16 protein-coding genes are annotated in these 18007 nt (G+C 49.3%); 2 read left to right on the top strand and 14 right to left on the bottom strand.

Features of this window, described 5'->3' with window-relative positions; genetic code table 11:
• Window position 1: 1 nt before the first annotated feature.
• Window positions 2-1252 (bottom strand): beta-ketoacyl-ACP synthase II, encoded by a 1251-nt coding sequence (fabF, locus tag LL912_RS19235; RefSeq protein ID WP_235555230.1) that lies wholly within the window; start codon window positions 1250-1252, stop codon window positions 2-4.
• Between the two features lie 115 nt (window positions 1253-1367).
• Window positions 1368-1604: an acyl carrier protein gene (locus tag LL912_RS19230; RefSeq protein ID WP_008587437.1), complete on the bottom strand. Its 237-nt coding sequence runs from the start codon at window positions 1602-1604 to the stop codon at window positions 1368-1370.
• Between the two features lie 165 nt (window positions 1605-1769).
• Here LL912_RS19230 and LL912_RS19225 point away from each other — a divergent pair, with 165 nt between their 5' ends.
• Window positions 1770-2198 carry a GNAT family N-acetyltransferase gene (locus LL912_RS19225; protein ID WP_235555229.1) on the top strand — a complete coding sequence of 143 codons (429 nt, stop codon included), beginning with the start codon at window positions 1770-1772 and terminating at the stop codon, window positions 2196-2198.
• Window positions 2199-2205: 7 nt separating this feature from the next.
• Here the strand turns inward: LL912_RS19225 and LL912_RS19220 are convergent, their stop codons facing one another.
• From LL912_RS19220 to LL912_RS19200, 5 genes are all read right to left on the bottom strand, one after another.
• Window positions 2206-2685 carry a YcxB family protein gene (locus tag LL912_RS19220; RefSeq protein ID WP_235555228.1) on the bottom strand — a complete coding sequence of 160 codons (480 nt, stop codon included), beginning with the start codon at window positions 2683-2685 and terminating at the stop codon, window positions 2206-2208.
• A gap of 139 nt (window positions 2686-2824) precedes the next feature.
• Entirely contained in the window at window positions 2825-3781 is a 957-nt protein-coding gene (locus LL912_RS19215; RefSeq protein ID WP_235555227.1) for a TraR/DksA family transcriptional regulator, read from the bottom strand.
• A 5-nt stretch (window positions 3782-3786) separates the two neighbouring features.
• Window positions 3787-7176, bottom strand: coding sequence for an isoleucine--tRNA ligase (gene ileS, locus LL912_RS19210; RefSeq protein ID WP_235555226.1), 3390 nt, complete (start codon window positions 7174-7176; stop codon window positions 3787-3789).
• 39 nt (window positions 7177-7215) lie between these two features.
• Complete coding sequence (locus tag LL912_RS19205) at window positions 7216-9147, bottom strand: family 2A encapsulin nanocompartment cargo protein cysteine desulfurase (protein ID WP_235555225.1); 1932 nt, start codon at window positions 9145-9147, stop codon at window positions 7216-7218.
• Window positions 9131-10051 carry a family 2A encapsulin nanocompartment shell protein gene (locus LL912_RS19200; RefSeq protein WP_235555224.1) on the bottom strand — a complete coding sequence of 307 codons (921 nt, stop codon included), beginning with the start codon at window positions 10049-10051 and terminating at the stop codon, window positions 9131-9133. Before LL912_RS19200 ends, LL912_RS19205 begins: the two co-directional genes overlap by 17 nt.
• 554 nt (window positions 10052-10605) lie before the next feature.
• Between LL912_RS19200 and LL912_RS19195 the strand changes: the two genes are divergently transcribed.
• The gene (locus LL912_RS19195) at window positions 10606-11031 is read left to right on the top strand and encodes a hypothetical protein (protein WP_235555223.1); all 426 of its coding nucleotides are present in this window, start codon (window positions 10606-10608) and stop codon (window positions 11029-11031) included.
• Window positions 11032-11112: 81 nt separating this feature from the next.
• On the opposite strand, the gene LL912_RS19190 is transcribed toward LL912_RS19195, so the two are convergent.
• The 7 genes from LL912_RS19190 to LL912_RS19160 all read right to left on the bottom strand — a co-directional run bounded on the left by LL912_RS19190 (window position 11113) and on the right by LL912_RS19160 (window position 17857).
• Window positions 11113-11625 carry a GNAT family N-acetyltransferase gene (locus LL912_RS19190; protein WP_235555222.1) on the bottom strand — a complete coding sequence of 171 codons (513 nt, stop codon included), beginning with the start codon at window positions 11623-11625 and terminating at the stop codon, window positions 11113-11115.
• Between the two features lie 82 nt (window positions 11626-11707).
• Window positions 11708-12052: a hypothetical protein gene (locus LL912_RS19185; RefSeq protein ID WP_235555221.1), complete on the bottom strand. Its 345-nt coding sequence runs from the start codon at window positions 12050-12052 to the stop codon at window positions 11708-11710.
• A 773-nt stretch (window positions 12053-12825) separates the two neighbouring features.
• Complete coding sequence (locus LL912_RS19180; protein WP_235555220.1) at window positions 12826-13119, bottom strand: GIY-YIG nuclease family protein; 294 nt, start codon at window positions 13117-13119, stop codon at window positions 12826-12828.
• A 583-nt stretch (window positions 13120-13702) separates the two neighbouring features.
• A complete protein-coding gene (locus tag LL912_RS19175; protein WP_235555219.1) occupies window positions 13703-14401 on the bottom strand; it encodes a DUF4253 domain-containing protein in 699 nt (232 codons plus the stop codon).
• Window positions 14402-14453: 52 nt separating this feature from the next.
• Window positions 14454-14780 (bottom strand): four-helix bundle copper-binding protein, encoded by a 327-nt coding sequence (locus LL912_RS19170; protein ID WP_235555218.1) that lies wholly within the window; start codon window positions 14778-14780, stop codon window positions 14454-14456.
• Window positions 14781-15236: 456 nt separating this feature from the next.
• Entirely contained in the window at window positions 15237-16313 is a 1077-nt protein-coding gene (locus LL912_RS19165; protein ID WP_235555217.1) for a family 43 glycosylhydrolase, read from the bottom strand.
• 257 nt (window positions 16314-16570) lie between these two features.
• Window positions 16571-17857, bottom strand: a complete 1287-nt coding sequence (locus tag LL912_RS19160; RefSeq protein WP_235555216.1) for a hypothetical protein — start codon at window positions 17855-17857, stop codon at window positions 16571-16573.
• Window positions 17858-18007: the final 150 nt, after the last annotated feature.

Below are 18007 nucleotides of genomic sequence, written 5' to 3'. Positions count from 1 at the left end.
ACTATGAATATTTTTTTACAATGACACAGGCATTATGACCGCCAAACCCAAAGGTATTGCTCAGTGCCACATTGATGGTGCGCTCCTGCGCCTTGTTAAACGTAAAGTTCAATTTTGGGTCCAGTTCAGGGTCGTCGGTAAAATGGTTAATCGTCGGCGGTACAATATTATGTATCACGCTTTTGATACAGGCAATGGCTTCAATGACACCCGCCGCGCCTAAACAATGGCCAGTCATACTTTTGGTAGAGCTGATGTTAAGCTCATATGCATGGGCACCAAATACTTCCAGTATGGCCTTTGTTTCCGCAATATCACCCAGGGGTGTAGAGGTACCGTGTGTATTAATATAGTCCACATCGGCGGGCTGAATATTGGCATCTTTCATGGCCTCGATCATTACATTCTTGGCACCCAGCCCTTCGGGGTGCGGGGCGGTTATATGATGGGCGTCCGCCGTGGCGCCGCCGCCAATCACTTCACAATAAATGCGGGCACCGCGCTTTTGTGCATGTTCCAGTTCTTCAAAGATCAGGACTCCGGCGCCTTCACCCATTACAAAACCATCCCGGTCTTTATCGTAAGGGCGACTGGCGGTTGTTGGATCATCGTTGCGCTCACTCATGGCCTTCATGGCATTAAACCCGCCTACCCCGGCTTCACTGATCACCGCCTCACTGCCCCCGGTTACAATAATATCGGCCTTACCCAGGCGGATCAGGTTGATGGCATCGATCATGGCATTGGTACTGCTGGCGCAGGCACTTACCACCGAATAGTTGGGTCCACGGAAGTTATGGCGCATGCTGATTTGTCCCGCCGCAATATCCAGGATCATTTTTGGAATAAAAAAGGGATTAAAACGGGGGGTGCCGTCGCCTTTTGCAAAGTCCATTACCTCGTGCTGGAAGGTGATCAGCCCTCCGATACCACTACCCAGTACCACACCGATACGGTCCGGGTTGATATTTTCTTTTGTAAGACCGGCATCTTTAACAGCCTGATCACTGGCTACCAAAGCAAACTGGGTGAACCGGTCTACCTTACGGGCTTCCTTTTTATCAAGGAAATGCGTAGGGTCAAAATGCTTTACTTCGCATGCAAATCGTGTTCTGAACTTACTGGCATCAAATAAGGTGATCGGCGCTGCACCAGAAACTCCATTAATCAACCCGTTCCAGTAGTCGTCCACTGTATTTCCCAACGGTGTTAATGCACCCATCCCGGTTACAACAATCCTTTTAAATTCCATAAACTGGTTGTCCTTATTTTTTATGATAAAACCGCCTTTGTATATGGATGACCACAGTCAAAGGCGGTGTATAAGTTGTTTTACTTTACCAAAGCCAAGTTGGCTAGCCAATAAACTACTTGGCGTGCTCTTCCAAATAAGATACAGCCTGACCAACAGTAGTAATTGTTTCGGCTTGCTCATCCGGAATAGAAATATTGAATTCTTTTTCAAATTCCATGATCAGTTCTACGGTATCCAAAGAATCCGCACCCAGATCATTTGTAAAAGAAGCTTCATTCGTTACTTCTGCTTCGTCAACGCCCAGTTTGTCAACGATGATTTTTTTAACTCTTGATGCAATGTCTGACATATCTTATTAATTTAGTTATTGGTGCAAAAATAGAGTTTTTGACCAAAATTGCATCGGAAAGAAAAAAAAAACTAAAAATGCTCCGGAACACCTAAAAATCCTTAATTTACGATAGGATTTGCAGCTTTTACCACCTATGATCTTTATCAAATCTTAAACCGTTTTATGGCATTAAAAATTATAGATCATGGTTCAAAAGAATACCAGCAAATGGTTGATCTTCGTAATGAAATATTACGAAAACCATTGGGGCTGCTGCTAACGGAGGAAGATATTAATGCCGACAAAAACAATATCCTGATCGGGGCTTTTGAAGATGAAAAAATGCTGGGTTGTTGCATGCTGGTGAAACAGCCGGGGCAGATAGTGTTACTGCGGCAAATGGCCGTGATCTTCGACCTCCAGGGCAAAGGCATCGGCCGGGCGCTGATGCAGTTTGCCGAAAACATTGCCCGGGACATGGGCTACCGTGAAATTTCGATGCATGCCCGCAAAAACGCGGCAGGTTTTTACGAAAAGATGGGGTATCGCGAATCAAGCAATGAATTTACCAATCTGACCATTCCCCATATTGTAATGAAGAAATATATTTAGGAAACGGTTATTTCCGCCGTATCTTATCGATCAGCAGGTTCCGGAATTTCGACACCTCATCACTGTCTGCAAAGGCCGATTTAGGCACCAGCAGGAACGATCGTTCGTCAAAATACAGGTGAAAGAAATGCGGGCTTTCGCGGTAGGAATGCAGAGCGGTGTATGGCCAGCTCCGTTTGCCCTTTGTATGCTCCAGGGTAAAATCAACATCGCTGAAGTACATGGTAAACGCATGCCGGAAGGTTTCTGCACGGCGGTACACCACGCCGGGCAAGATGAACCAGAGACTGATCATCAGCAGCAACCATAAAAAAGAGTTGATCAGGAACGCTACTGGGGTGATCTTGTGCAGGGCATACAATACCAGCGAAAGGATGGCGAATACATTTACCAGGATGATCATGATCCGGATCTCCTTTTTGGAAATGAAATGATAGCGTAAGGCCTGAATTACCTGTTTTTTATCGTAACCGAAATGGATCGTCATTGTGTACTTTTTGGGCATTTGCCGGGCTAAAGATAAGCGTAAAACGGAAAACCTGCCCCGGGGGCACCCACTGTTTAAAATTAAGAAGCGAACCCGCAATACAGGTTCGCTTCCGGAATTTATTTTACGCTGATTGAACTCAACGGTTCATCATCGATTTCGCTTCAATGCTTAGGGTAGCATGTGGCACGGCACGCAGGCGGGCCTTATCGATCAGGTGACCGGTTACCCGGCAGATGCCGTAGGTTTTGTTCTCTACCCGCATCAAGGCTTTTTCCAGGTGATCGATAAATGTGATCTGGCGGCTGGCCAACTGGCTCAACTGCTCCCGTTCCATACTTACACTACCGTCTTCCATGGTCATGTAGCGGCCTTCATCCATATCACCACCTTCATCTCTGCGGGTGATCAGCCCTTGCAAATAGGCCAGTTCTTTTTTGGCAGCATCCAGCTTCCGCAGGATGATCTCTTTAAATTCTGCCAGATCATTGTCTGAATAACGGATTACCGAACTGGCCTTTTCAACCGCCGGAGTATCCAGTACGCTCTTGGTAAAATCCGGCTGATATTTTACCGAACTTTTAGTAGACAGTTTGGGAACTACTACTTTTTTGGGCGCTTTTGCTGTCTTTTTATCTTCTTTTATTTCTTTTTTTGCCACGCTTTTTTCAATTACAGGTACCAATTCTTTAACAGCCGGTTTTTTTGCCGCTGCCTTTTTTTCGTTTACCGGAGCCGGAGCTACTTTTCCTGCCGGTTTAGCTGTTGCCTTTACCGGAACTTTTGCCGCGGGTTTCGACGCTTTTACGCTTGCCGGTTTTACAGGTGTTTTTGTTGTTTTACTGCCAGCGGTGCGCACGGTTGCTTTACTACTACGTGCAGGTGTTGCTTTCTGCGTTGTTTTACTGCTGCCGGCGGGTTTAGCTGCCGCCTTTGCCGGAGTTTTAGGTTTGCTGGCTTTCCCACTTGCGGCGCTTGCAGCCTTTACAGGGGCTTTTGCTGCTTTCCCTCCGGCTGCTTTTGCAGCTTTTGCGGGAGCAGCTTTAGTGCTGGTAGCGCGGGCAGGCTTTGCTGCGGTTTTCTTCTTTGTAGCCATTGTTGTTACCCTTTTTTTGTTACAATCGTATATAACTGATGTTCGTTCACTTCAATTTCGGTTCCGCCTGCTGAAATTGGACTAAATTCCAGCTCATCTGCCAAAATTTCTGCGCAAATATAGTCTTTATACGTGGTTAACGAATTTTTTAATGTAGGATTTGTGTCAATTTGTACGTTGATCCGGTCCGTAACATCGAAATCGCTGTCTTTGCGGATTTTCTGGATCCTGTTTACAAATTCACGCGCGTCTCCTTCCTGTTTCAGGTCTTCGGTAATGGTAATATCCAGGGCTACGGTCAAGGCTCCTTTGTTGGCCACGGTCCAGCCCGGAATGTCTTCGCTGCTGATATCCACCTCGTTCAGCTGGATGGGCACTTTTTCACCATTGATGTCCAGTTCCACCAGACCATTCCTTTCCAGGCTGCTGATATCTTCCTGGGTAAAGGCTGCCAGTGTTGCAGAAACCGCCTTCATTTTTGCACCCAGCTTTTTACCCAGTGCGATGAAGTTCGGCTTGATCTTCTTTTTAATAAATCCTTCGGTATCAACCAGGTACTCCACATCCTTGATATTCACCTCCGATTTGATCAGCTCGGCTACCTTTTCCAGCTGTTCCTTCATCCGCGGGTTTAAAACAGGGATCAATACCTTATGTAACGGTTGACGCACCTTAATGTTCACTTTTTTACGCAGGGAGAGGATGAGCGAGGAAACATCCTGCGCCAGCTGCATCCGTTCTTCCAGCTGCTGGTCAATAAGCGCTTCGTCCGCCTTCGGGAACAGCGCGTGGTGTACCGATTGTACATCATAGCGCCCCGCCACTTCGTTCAGGTTACGGAATACCGCATCACTGAAGAAAGGCGCCACAGGGGCCATCAGACGTACCACCGTTTCCAGGCATTCAAATAAGGTTTGATAAGCAGCGATCTTATCGGCTTCATATTCCCCTTTCCAGAAACGGCGACGACAAAGCCGTACATACCAGTTACTTAAATGTTCGTCTACAAAATCTTCGATCAGGCGGCCGGCCTGCGTAGGCTCGTAGTCGTCCATAGCTGCGGTCACTTCCTTTACCAGGGTATTGAGGGAAGAGATGATCCAGCGGTCGATCTCCGGGCGGTCTGCTACCGGGATCTTTGCTTCGCTGTAGGTAAAGCCGTCTACATTGGCGTACAGGGCAAAAAACTGGTAGGTATTATATAAGGTACCAAAGAATTTGCGCTGCACTTCTTTGATGCCATCGATATCAAACTTCAAATTATCCCAGGGTGAAGCGTTGGTGATTAAGTACCAGCGTGTTGCATCCGCCCCAAAGGTTTCAATGGTAGCAAAGGGATCCACCACATTGCCCAGGCGTTTGCTCATCTTGTTGCCGTTTTTATCCAGCACCAGGCCATTGCTTACCACGGTTTTAAAGGCTACGCTGTCAAACAACAGACCTGCAATGGCGTGCAGGGTATAGAACCATCCGCGGGTCTGATCCACACCTTCGCAGATAAAGTCTGCGGGGAAATTGGTATCAAAGGGCTGGTTGAACGGATAGGGATCTCCGGCCTTTAATTTTTCATAATTCAACCCCCACTGGGCATAGGGCATGGCACCACTGTCGAACCATACATCGATCAGGTCCGGCTCCCGGTGCATGGGTTTGCCGGAATCACTTACCAGCACCACCTCGTCTACATAGGGTTTGTGCAGGTCCAGGATGCCGTCGTGCAGGTAATGTTTATTTACATCGCCTCCCAACACTTCATTCGCTTTCCGTATTTCGTCATTCAGCTCTTCCACGGAGCCGATGCATTTCATTTCCGCACCATCTTCTGTTGCCCAGATCGGCAGCGGCGTTCCCCAGAAGCGGCTGCGGCTTAGATTCCAGTCTACCATATTCTCCAGCCAGTTGCCAAAGCGGCCTTCGCCGGTTGATTTAGGTTTCCAGTGGATGGTTTTGTTGAGTTCCACCATCCGGTCGCGCAGCGCCGTGGTCTTAATGAACCAGGCGTCCAGCGGGTAATACAGAACAGGTTTGTCCGTACGCCAGCAATGGGGATAGTTGTGCTCGTATTTTTCAACTTTGAAGGCACGGTTCTCTTTTTTCAGCTTCACGCTGATATCCACATTCACATCCACATAATCCTTCTCGTCTTTATAGTCTTTTACATAACGGCCGCTGAATTCACCGGTACCTTCAATAAATTTTCCTTCACGGTCTACCAAGGTCAGGATACCAATATTGTTCTTCTTTCCTACCTTATAGTCATCCGCACCAAAGGCCGGTGCTGTATGTACGATACCCGTTCCATCTTCGGTGGTCACAAAATCGCCCACCATTACTTTAAACGGCGTCGCCCCCGGCGTGATCTCCTGTATTTTTTCCAGGGAGTTTGATTCAAAGGGCAGTAGTTGTTCGTATTCCAGTCCATCCAGCTGGCTGCCTTTAAATTCGCCAAGGATCTTCCAGGGCAACAGCTTGGTTTCGGCGGTATAGTTTTCAAAGTCTCCGTTCTCTCCCTCCGTCTTAAAATATTTAGGTATCAATGCCTTGGCGATCACCACATTTACCGGGATATGCGTATAGGGATTGAAGGTCTGCACCAATGCATAGTCGATATTGCCGCCTACGGTCAGCCCCAGGTTGGAAGGGAGGGTCCAGGGTGTGGTGGTCCAGGCCATAAAAAACAGGTCTGAAGGCTGATGGCCGCTGTCTGCTGCCAGCTTAAACAGAAACGCACTTTTTTCATTACGCACGGCTTTGAACAATACGGTGGCACTTGTGTCTTTTACATCTTTATAAGTTCCCGGCTGGTTCAGCTCATGCGAGCTTAAGCCCGTACCGGCTGCCGGTGAATAGGGCTGAATGCTGACACTTTTATACAGTAACCCCCGGTTGAACAACTGCTTCAGCAGGTACCAAAGGGTTTCAATGTATTCGTTCTTAAACGTGATGTATGGATCATTCAGATCGACCCAATATCCCATTTTCCGGGTGAGATCATCCCATTTGTCTTTAAACCGTAGCACCGCTTCCCGGCATTTCTGGTTGTATTCTTCTATGGAGATCTTCTTTCCAATGTCTTCCTTGGTAATACCCAGTTCTTTTTCAACACCCAGTTCCACGGGCAGGCCGTGTGTATCCCAGCCACCTTTGCGTTTTACCTGAAAGCCCTGCATGGTCTTATACCGGCAAACCAGGTCTTTAAGCGTACGTGAGATCACATGATGAATACCGGGCATGCCGTTGGCACTGGGCGGACCTTCGTAAAAAACGAATGATTCAGCGCCATCCCGCAGGGATACGCTTTTCTCAAACGCCTGTTGCTCATTCCATTTCGCTAATATCTCCTGCTCTATAGAGGGCAGGTTCAAACCCGAATATTCTCTGTATTTCACACTCATAGTAGGTAAAAAATGAGTGCAAAGGTACGAAATAATGCCCTACTTTTTCTTCCGCAACCTCCAAAGCACCTCTATGAACCGGTCTACATCTTCGCAGGTGTTATAAAAGGCCAGGGATGGACGTACCGTGCTTTCCACGCCCATACGCCGGAGGATGGGTTGCGCGCAATGGTGCCCCGTTCTTACCTCAATGCCCTCTTCGTTCAGCGCTTTTCCTACTTCATCGTTGCTATACCCGTCCATTGTAAAAGACAGTACACTTGCTTTATGTGCCGCGGTGCCAATCCGTCGTACGCCGGGTATCTGTTTAATGAGTCCGGTGGCATATTCCAGCAGGAAATGCTCATACTGACCAATGTTTTCCATCCCGATCCGGCTGATATAATCAAGGGCGGCCCCCAACCCAACTGCATCCGCAATATTACCGGTTCCGGCTTCAAAACGGGCGGGCGCGTTGTGGTACCGGATCTCTTCAAAGGTTACATCCTGTATCATATTGCCACCTCCCTGCCAGGGTTGGGTGGCATTCAGCAATCCTTCTTTGCCATAAACCACGCCGATACCGGTTGGCCCAAATACCTTATGGCCGGAAAATACAAACCAGTCGGCATCCAGCACCTGCATATTGACCGTCATGTGTGATACCGACTGCGCACCGTCTACCAGTACTTTGGCGCCTACCGCGTGGGCCATGGCCACCATTTGCTGTGCCGGCGTAACGGTTCCCAGGGCATTGGATACCTGGGTAAACGCCACCAGTTTGGTATGCGCGTTGAGCAGCCTGGCGTATTCGTCCAGCAGGATCTGCCCGTCATCATCTACCGGTATCACCCGCAGCTTCAATCCCTTTTTATCCGCCAGCCGTTTCCAGGGTACAATGTTGGCATGATGCTCCAGGTGGCTCACCACAATTTCATCCCCGCTCTGCAGGTATTGTTCGCCCCAGCTTTGGGCCACCAGATTGATCGCCTCTGTGGCACCACGTACAAAAATGATCTCGTTGGCCGAACGTGCGCCTAAAAAAACCCGCACTTTTTCCCTTGCCGCTTCGTAAGCATCCGTGGCCCGGGCAGCCAGCTCATGTGCCGCGCGGTGAATATTGGAGTTTTCATGCTCATAAAACCAGGTAATGCGATCCATGACCGCTTTTGGTTTTTGCGTGGTAGCGGCATTGTCAAACCATACCAGCGGCTTCCCGTTCACCGTTTCATTCAGGATCGGAAAATCTTTTTTATACAAATGGGCGTTAAAAGATGATAGTCCCGCTTGTTGTTTGAGTGATGTGCTGTTCACCTGCGGTGCTGTTCCAAAATAGTACGAAGGCACCGCTGCATCAAAGCCCGGCAATTGCGGGGCAAAGGAAGGAATCGTAATGTGCTTTAACAGAGCCTCCACATCGGCCCAGTAAGGCTGTTCCGTCTCCAAAGGCGATATCGTTGCTGATTTTACGGGTTGGGATCCACCGGTAAGATTGGCATCGGGGAAACCGGTTTCCGGATCCCTGATATCAAAATGCTGTCCCTGCTCCAGGTGGGATGGCGATGCGCCGCTGCCAGCTACGGAAGCCGGGATCCTCCCACCGTGGGTACTGGTATGCTGCGGGCCGGACCGGTCTTCCTCTGCTTTAGGCAGATCCTTAAGCGGTACATAGCTTATTACCGACGAGGAAGCACCCAACCCGCCAGCAGAGGGTGGCGTTTGCAAACCACTGAAAGGATGTTGGGGTACGACGGGCGTTTGCTGTGGTGCCATTCCTGATTGCCCGGCAAGGGTATCATGACGGGCAACAGTCAGATCCGGGAGGCCACCGGTCATTTTTCCGGCTATGGCGGTGGCATTCGGGTGGTCTTCCGGATTCAGCGATGCCGACGGTTGCGCATCACCGGGCAATGCCCTGAAAAACGCATTGGCCAGCTGCTGCAATTGATCCAGATCCGGCAGCCCCGTTTGCTCATCAATATTTATACTCATGGTATTTATCAATTTCCACATCGTCCAGTACGGCAATGGCATCATCTACCAGCACCGCCAGCGAACAATATAATGAAACCAAATAGGATGCAATGGCACGATCGTTAATGCCCATAAAGCGTACGGATAAGCCGGGTGTTTGTTCCCCTTGTAAACCCGGCTGAAACAGACCTACCACGCCCTGGCGGCTTTCACCGGTACGCATCAGAATGATTTTGGTTTTTCCATCTGTAATCGGCAGTTTATCCGAAGGGATTAGCGGGATGCCCCTCCAGGTTAAAAACTGCGAGCCAAAAAGCGATACAGTGGGCGGAGGCACCCCCCTGCGGGTACATTCCCGGCCAAAGGCTGCAATGGCCCTGGGATGCAGTAAAAAGAAGCCTGGCTCCTTCCATACTTTGGCAATCAGCTCATCCAGGTCATCCGGAGTAGGCGCACCTGTACGGGTCTTGATCCGCTGTCCATCCACCACACTGTGCAACAGTCCGTATCCGGCGTTATTGATCAGTTCGCTTTCCTGCCGTTCCTTGATGGTTTCTATAGCCAGCCGCAATTGCTCTGAGATCTGGTTATAAGGTTTGCTGTACAGGTCGGATACGCGGGTGTGCACATCCACAATGGTTTGCACTGCTGCCAGGTTATACTCGCGTGGGTTTTCGATATAATCCACAAAGGTTTGCGGCAATACCCGTTCATCCCGCGCCGAACAATCTACTTCGATCCTGGTAGCATTCTTTACTTTATTTAAACGGTATACACCCGACTCTACCGGCACCCAGCTCATCAATTGCGTTAACCAGCGGGGCGAAATAGTGACCATTTGCGGAACGGTACGGGTGGCAATGGCGAGCTGCCGTGCAGCCACATCGCCCAATGCGGTTTGTTGATGTTTTGCTTCTGCCATACTTGTATGTTTTAGTCGTTTTGTATTGCATTGTTCTTCGAGACTTAAAGTGTCGAAGAGCGTTTCGACGACATATAAAATTATCCTTTCATAAATATAAGCCAGTATGCGCAAAAAACAATTCAATTTATAACGGTAGCCTACCCAGCGGGCAATAAAAAGACCGCACCGATAAAGATCCGTGCGGCCGCTTGATTGCTTATCATTGAGAAGGGTTCCGAAGATGCTTGTTCATTCCCCGGACCGGTGTTCCTGGTTTGCAATACATTTATCCTTTAACAAAGAAGCAAAGTTGGGCCCTGCGGCAGACATTTATTTCCGAAATCAGGAAAAGAAGTTTCGGGATCGGGAAAAACTTAACGGGCCTGTAATAGCCACTGAAACACAGTTTTCCTTTAATAAAGCACATTTCAATGCGTCAGCATTCAGAAGATAGCATAAAAAAAAGCCCGGCAGGTTGAACCGGACCAATGCAGCCGGAATTATATAGCATCAGAGCAAAACGCCCTGTTGCGAAAAGCAATCCCTCTACGTTCTACCTTAAAACAATCCATATGAAACCGATCATGCTGCTGTTACTTCCCCTTGTGTTTGTGGGCTGCAACCGGAAGACCTCCGTTCCTGTTGGCGACAGCGTACAAAAGGAGCTGGTTATAAGTGAACAGCAATACCAGGCTACTGTTACCAATAATTATCACATCTCGAATGCAACGATTGCAGGTGATTCTCTTTTTGTTACGTTTGGCGCCAGCGGTTGCAGCGGCGGCAGCTGGGAAACCAGCATTGTTGATGCAGATCGTGTTGCAGAATCCCACCCGGTACAGCGGTACCTGAAACTACGTCTTATCAATAACGAATTATGCGCCGCTGCATTTTCAAGAAAGATCGCGGTAAACATCCGGCCGCTCCGGGTAACCGGCACCAGCAAAGTTGCGTTTAACCTGAATGGATGGAATCAACCGCTGTTGTACCAGTATTAATAGTGAACAGCATTCCATTTACCAAAACCCCAAAGGGCCGGCCGTTACTGATCGGATCAATTGAAGCATGTAAATGGTCGTCTACGCTGCGTCCAGCCGTTTTTCAAAGGCTTTCCGGGCAGCGCCCCGGAAATACACTTCCCCGCAATAGGTATATCCCAGCTTTTCAAATACGCGCAGCATGCCGGTATTATCAAAGTTGGTGTCGGCTTTAATACTGAAGATGCCTTGTTGCCGGCAAATGCGCTCCACCGCCTGCATGATCCGGGTACCCAGCCCTTTTATGGCGTTTTGGCCGGTGGCAGTGGCCAGGCGGTGAATTACACCATAGGGCCGCGCTGTAAGCCACTCGCCTTCCAGCGCTTCATAGGCCGGCTCGCCGTCAAAGATCAACGCGGTATAACCCACAATGGCGCCGGCGGTATCTGTACATACATATCCATATCCTTTTTCAATGTCCTTCGCCACTATTTCCGGATTGGGATAACCATCCTGCCACTGGGCGCTGCCCTCCTGCTTTCTTTTTTCAATCGCCTGCTGCAATAGCTGCCAGATGCCAGCGGCATCCGCGGCCGTTGCCTTTCGTAGTTCCATATCCTGATGTTGTGCCGGTTCCATACTTGTTTTCTTAAACTGCAATACTCGTTAAAAAAACAATGATGTGCAACAACGGTTTTTATGAAACAGTGCCCTTCGTTGGTTGGAGGGTGCTGAGGATAAGAATACGTGAAGGATCATCCGGACAATAGCGGATCCGGAGCAGGTCTCCGATACCCGGTATTTGTTCTTTCCGTACCAGGGTTTGCATATGCTGGTAGGTCAGCATACCTTTTCGCCGGAGCAACACCCACAGGCGCAGCTGTATATAATCCGGTAAACGGTCCGTTTCCTCCACCAGGTCCAGCACCCGTATGGTAGCAGGCACACCGGTGCGCAGCAGGAAGCGTTGCCATTGCAACTGCTCATAGATCTTCCGGCGACTGTTATTATGAATGCTCCTGCAAAGCCATTGTGGTAACATACCTTTTGTTTCATACAAATATGGCGCGGCGGGCAGGTCCGCTGAAATTTATTCGCACGGAGTGTACCAAAACTGCGTTAAAGCGTTTTAAATGTTCTTTTACCGGAAAGATGAATGGTGCTTCTTTTCTTTCGTCATGCCGACCGCAGCGGAGGCATCTCTTCGGCAATGGAAGCAGATCCCTCCGCGCATCCGCTAACGCGGATTTGGTCGGGATGACGGAAGAAGGTGTTGTCATTGCGACTGTGATCTGGCTATAATGCGTATGCCCCATGTTTCGTCATGCCGACCGTAGCGGAGGCATCTCCTTTGCATGGATTCAGATCCCTCCGCGCGTCCGTCACAGCGGACTTAGTCGAGATGACGAAAGAAGGTATTGTCATTGCGACTGTGATCTGGCTATAATGCGTATGCCCCCATGTTTCGTCATGCCGACCGCAGTTGAGGCATCTCCTTTGCATGGAAGCAGATCCCTCCGCGCGTCCTGCGGACTTGGTCGGGATAACGGAAGAAGGTGTTGTCATTGCGACTGTGATCTGGCTATAATGCGTATGCCCCTTGTTTCGTCATGCCGACCGCAGCGGAGGCATCTCTGCTGCAATGGAAGCAGACCCCTTTGCACATCCGCTACGCGGACTTGGTCAGGATGACGGAAGCGCGTGTTTCCGTTACGACTATAATTTAACTATCGTACATGTCTCTATTTTCGTCATTTCGACTGAGCGTAACAACGTGAAGCGAACAGAGAAATCTCAATAACAGCCTGGTAACGCTTAATACAAAAGGCTATACATTTCATCATAAACATCCTCATTCAGGAACCGCCACTCAGGATTTTTAAGCCGGATCAGAAACTCCTTCTTTTTCCTTGACCAACATTTTAATTGCTTTTCCCGTTCTATGGCGCTGTCAATCGTATCGAACCACTCATAATAGATCAAAAAAGTAACCTTGTATCGATCCGTAAAACTACCAGGCACCGCATGATGCGCATGCTCCCATACTCTTGCTTTAAGATTCGAGGTTACGCCGATATATAAAACAGTCTTGTGCTGGTTTGTCATCATATAAACAAAGCCGCCTTTTTTCATAGGTTATCACTTATTATCCCTAAAGATAATATTTATTTATTAAGAGACCTCTCCATGCGTCCGCTAGCGCGGACTTGGTCGAGGTGACGAAAGTGTGTGTTGGCTTTGCAACCAGGATTCCACTGTAACGCGTATTCCCTTTGTTCCGTCATGCCGATGCAGCGGAGGCATCTCTGCTGCAATGGAAGCAGACCCCTCCATGCGTCCTGCGGACTTGGTCGGGATGACGGAAGAAGGTGTTGTCACTGCGACTGTGATCTGACTATAATGCGTATGCCCCTTGTTTCGTCATGCCGATGCAGTGGAGGCATCTCCTCTGTAATGGAAGCAGATCCCTCCGCGCGTCCTGCGGACTTGGTCGGGATGACGGAAGAAGGTGTTGTCACTGCGACTGTGATCTGACTATAATGCGTATGCCCCTTGTTTCGTCATGCTGACCGCAGTGGAGGCATCTCTTCGGCAATGGAAGCAAATCCCTCCGCGCGTCCTGCGGACTTGGTCGGGATGACGAGCGCGGAACGCCGGCTTGGCCGGGATGACGAATGGCGAAGCCCCAATCTTAGTCCCACCAGAAGTACAAACGCCGGTTCTGCTTCAGCTCCCGGGCCAGTGCTTCCAGAGAACCTACGCCCTGTTCCACGGTGTCCGGACAAATAGCATAAACTTCCTTTGCCAGCTGGTTCCAGTCGGCCGGCGGGCGGTGAATGATAAACTCGCAGTAATCGCCAGAGGCGCCAATCAACTCCAGCTGGTATTTCTGATCCAGGCCTTTGACAATCGTTAACAAGCTGTCGTTGGTAATATCATAGTTGATACCGTTTGTTTCCATCTGCTTCAGGATGCGGTACGGATCAGTTTCTTTAACAATGCCTACGCTGTACTGCCAGTTGCCGGTGTCGCCGGTCAGTTCCACCTTAAAAATCGTATACCCTTTGTGGCGCAGGCTGTCTTTTAATTTATAGATCAGTTCGTAGGCATTGTCTTCCGTTTCATTAAAAATGATCCCCGGCAGACGAATGGGATCCATCTCCTTGACCGTATCGCCCGAGTACATTTTACCCAGGGAATAATGAAAGGCTTCTATGGGCGCCTGGCTGTGCCGCCGCAGGTCCTGTATGATTGCCGGATCCAGGTGCAGGCTATCGCATATCGCCTGTTCGGGCGCGGTAAGCGGATAACCGCCACCGGTGGGTTCGGTGCAACTGTATAGCATGGTCATCATAATGATCATAACGATAACTCTTGTCCACCCTTTCATAGCTGTTTTTGGGCAGAAAGATACACAGATTGGGGAAGGTTTTCAACAAGATTTAAGCTACAGCAGATTGACCGCATTCAACGGCACATTCGTTGCAGATTTCCGCACAGGCCCGGCAATGATCATGTTCATGCCGGCTGCATTCATCCGCACAAAGTTTACACACTTCTGCACAAAGCAATAAGGCATTCTGCTCACCAATACCCAGTTCCAGCAATTGAGCCGTGGTCCGGCAAACCGAAGCACAGGCCATATCTGTGCGGATACAGGTGGCCAGGTGGGCTACCTCTTCTTCCTTCAAACAGGCCGCTGCACAATAATCGCAGGTTGCCGCACAACGATTGAGCAGTTCCGCCAAAGGATGTTCGTATGTTTTCATATTGAATGTTTTTTTAGGATCCCTGTAACGGGCACAAACAATATGCCTGAAATAGTTAGCATAAGCTTTATAAAAGCAAGAAGCTGTTTCAAAATCTGTTACTTTGAGGCCCAAATAAAGGGAATGAAGTTCTTTGAAATGGCCAACTTTTTCCCGTCACCCGAGGTGAAGCACAGCGAAACCAAAGATTCTCTACTTTCACAGAAATTTCTCCACATCCGCTATCGCGGTATCCGGTCGAAATGACGAAGCTATATAGTGTTGATTTCAACATCATAAAAATACTGGTCATTAACAGCGTAACATAGTGAAGCTGGGAAATCTCCTGTATCTAATTTCCAGGTAATGAGATTGCTCCTCCCGATAGCAGCTATCGGGACCGCTTCGTCCTGCAAGGGCGGGACCGAAATAACGGTTTCGGACTTTTGAAACAGCTTCCTGCCTTTTACATATTGCTTAAAAAGTAGGTGCCGTTTGATTGGTACCCTTGGTAGGGGTACAGATCAACTGGTCTGCACTGTTGCGGAACAGCACATCAATACAAATGGCACGGTCGTTCCAGGCCTCGGTATTGGTGGTTTTAATACGGTAGATGAGCCAGCGCTCACCGGCATTATCCACCACGGTATTAGGCGCCCCCGGGCCATAGATGCCTTTGGCCGGGTCCTGTGCCACCAGGGGGTTATTGCCCGTACTGGTACCCGCCACGGCCTTGGTAAACGGCCCCGTGGGGGAAGCCGCATAGGCATAGCCGATGGCATAACGGGGCAACGCGCCACCCGCACCGTTGTACAACATATAGTAGCGGTGACTGGCTTGTGCATTGGGCGCATAGTATACCAGCGGGTGCTCTATATTGATCTTTTCCCAATCCTGCGTAATCGTAAGCACCTGCTTATCCGTACCCGCCACCGTGTTTAACCCATCGGCTGTAAGCTCCACACAACGCAGGTCCGGCAGGGTACCTGTGCCTACGTTCCGCGCATAGTACAGGTATACCTTGCCATTTGCAGGGTCCTTAAACACCGATGGATCGATGACCGGAATATAGCCGCCGGAGGCATCCGTTTTTACCACCAGGTTGGCATTGGCATCTGTATACGGACCTTCCGGCGTAGTGGACGTGGCTACGCCGATCCGTTTGTTATTGGCGCCCTGTACATAGGTATAGTACAGGTTGTAGGTGCTCCCGTATTTAAAACTGCCGGCCGACCAGAAGGAGCCGGTGGCCTTGCTAAAGCCCGATATGGTTCTCAGGTTCCAGTTTACCAGGTCGGGAGAAGAATAGATCTTGTATTTATTGTCATCCGGGTGCACGAGGTAAAACTTGCCGTCTGCAGCCTTAAATACCTGCGGGTCTTTAGGATCCTGCGAATTGGGTATAACCGGGTTTTGGTAAACCGATGCCAGTGCCGAAAGCGTCGACTGGCGGTTGGCCGCCCTGGCCGCTGTTAGTTCGGTATCTTTTACGTTTTGTTTGCATGCTGTCAGCAGCAAGCCCAGGAGGAAGACCCCCAGCGTTTTAGTTTTCATTTTTGTAGTTTTAATTTTGTGGTTAAGACGATTCCCTAAGCCACATCAACAAACAAGCCGGAAACCCGGCTCTGTTACAAACATCCGTTTGGTAACACAAAATTTACAGGGGCACTACAAATTTTACAGCCAATCAATGATTGGGGGCAACCGTAACAAGCGGATGATGGCATCTTGCTTTTCCTGCGTAAAAGCATATAAAAAAAAGCCGCCCCTTAGGGCGGCCGTAATAAGCAATTAGCAAGGTTCTGTTATCATTAAGGAATAAATACTTTTGTTTTAAACCGGCCCTGGGCACTGGTCTTTTGCATCAGCGTGGGGCCATAACCCGCATTGGTTACCGTAAAACTCCCCTCTACCCTGCCGTTGGCTAGCTTGGTAATGGTTACGTTTCCGCCACTGGGTTTCAGGGGACTGTTTTTATCATCAATATACCGGCTCATATAAGTGGTTTGCGGCGTCTGAAAATGGAAATGTGTGCCCTGAGCTTCCAGGTCCCAGGTATAACTGCCTACGCCACCGGGCCAGGTCAATAAAAAATATCCTCCGCCTTCGTCTTCTTCGTTGGAGAGCATATATGAATTGCCGGCTTTTATCGCCATACCCGGAAAGCGGGTAACCGCACCGCCGCCAATGCTGAGCTCAATCCATTCATCGCTGCTGATCTTTAGTGTAGATAGCAACATAAACTTGCCGGTAACCGGTGCATTCAGCTCCAGGGTAACCGTAGCCGTTGCCGTTCCGTTTACCGATTGCGGCGCCTGGTATTCTATGGTGCCGGAGGAGGCATTGGTTATTTTACCCGGGCCGTTCAGCTCCCAGCTTTTAATAAACTTAGATGGTAGCGGCACCGGGTTGCCAACCGGGTAACCCCGATCATAATAAGGCCCGTTGGGATCGTTGGAAAGCGGCGCCAGCAGGTCGTCTGTTATGATATCTGTAAACACCAGTGCCTTGATGGTTTGTTTTTGTCCCATCTCCAGTTCTGCATAGTACGGCGCTAAAGATATGCGGTTCATCATCGACCAGTCGCTGAAATGCATGGTATTAAAACTTACCGTTTTCTGAGCCAGGTTTGAGCTGCTGGCACCCACAAATTTCCAAATACCATTATCTTCCTGGAAGGCCATGCCCAGGGTTTGTAAAAGCCCCGCTGAATCGGCGTGCGCTGCCCAGGAGCAGGTAAGTGTAACCGGTTTTGCAAATTGCTGCCCGTGTGGTGTTAAGCGGTAAGCACCGCCAATACCGGCCAGGTTTGTATTCGTCACCGGCTCCATACCGATCAGGGTTTCGGCACTCAAGGCTCCCTGGGGAATGGTAATGGTCAGCTCTCCATTGGCCGATTGCAAGCTGCCGCCCGCCGGGCCAATGGTTTTGGTTACGGCAGCACCGGTGCTGGTACCTTTGGGCTGTACCGCAGGTACTACGATTACTTTACTTTCTTCTTGTTCTGTTACGGGGTTCTTTTTACATGCAGTCAGCAACAGTGCCAAACCTGCAAAAGCTATTAGCCCGGTATAAAGGGGGTGCGTCCATTTTTTCATCTCCTGGTAAATTTTTGCGCAAAACAACAATTAAGTTGCGCCCTCCAGGAATGCATGTGCATGAACTGTAAAAAACATTGCTCCGGATGTTAAAAATTGTTGATGAAATTTTATACCCGGCTGTTCATCCATTCCTGGCAATAGATGCAC

The sequence above is a fragment of the Niabella agricola genome (assembly GCF_021538615.1).
Lineage (GTDB): Bacteria > Bacteroidota > Bacteroidia > Chitinophagales > Chitinophagaceae > Niabella > Niabella agricola.
The sequence above is the reverse complement of the archived record's forward strand: the minus strand, read 5'-3'. Positions and strand labels throughout refer to the sequence as shown.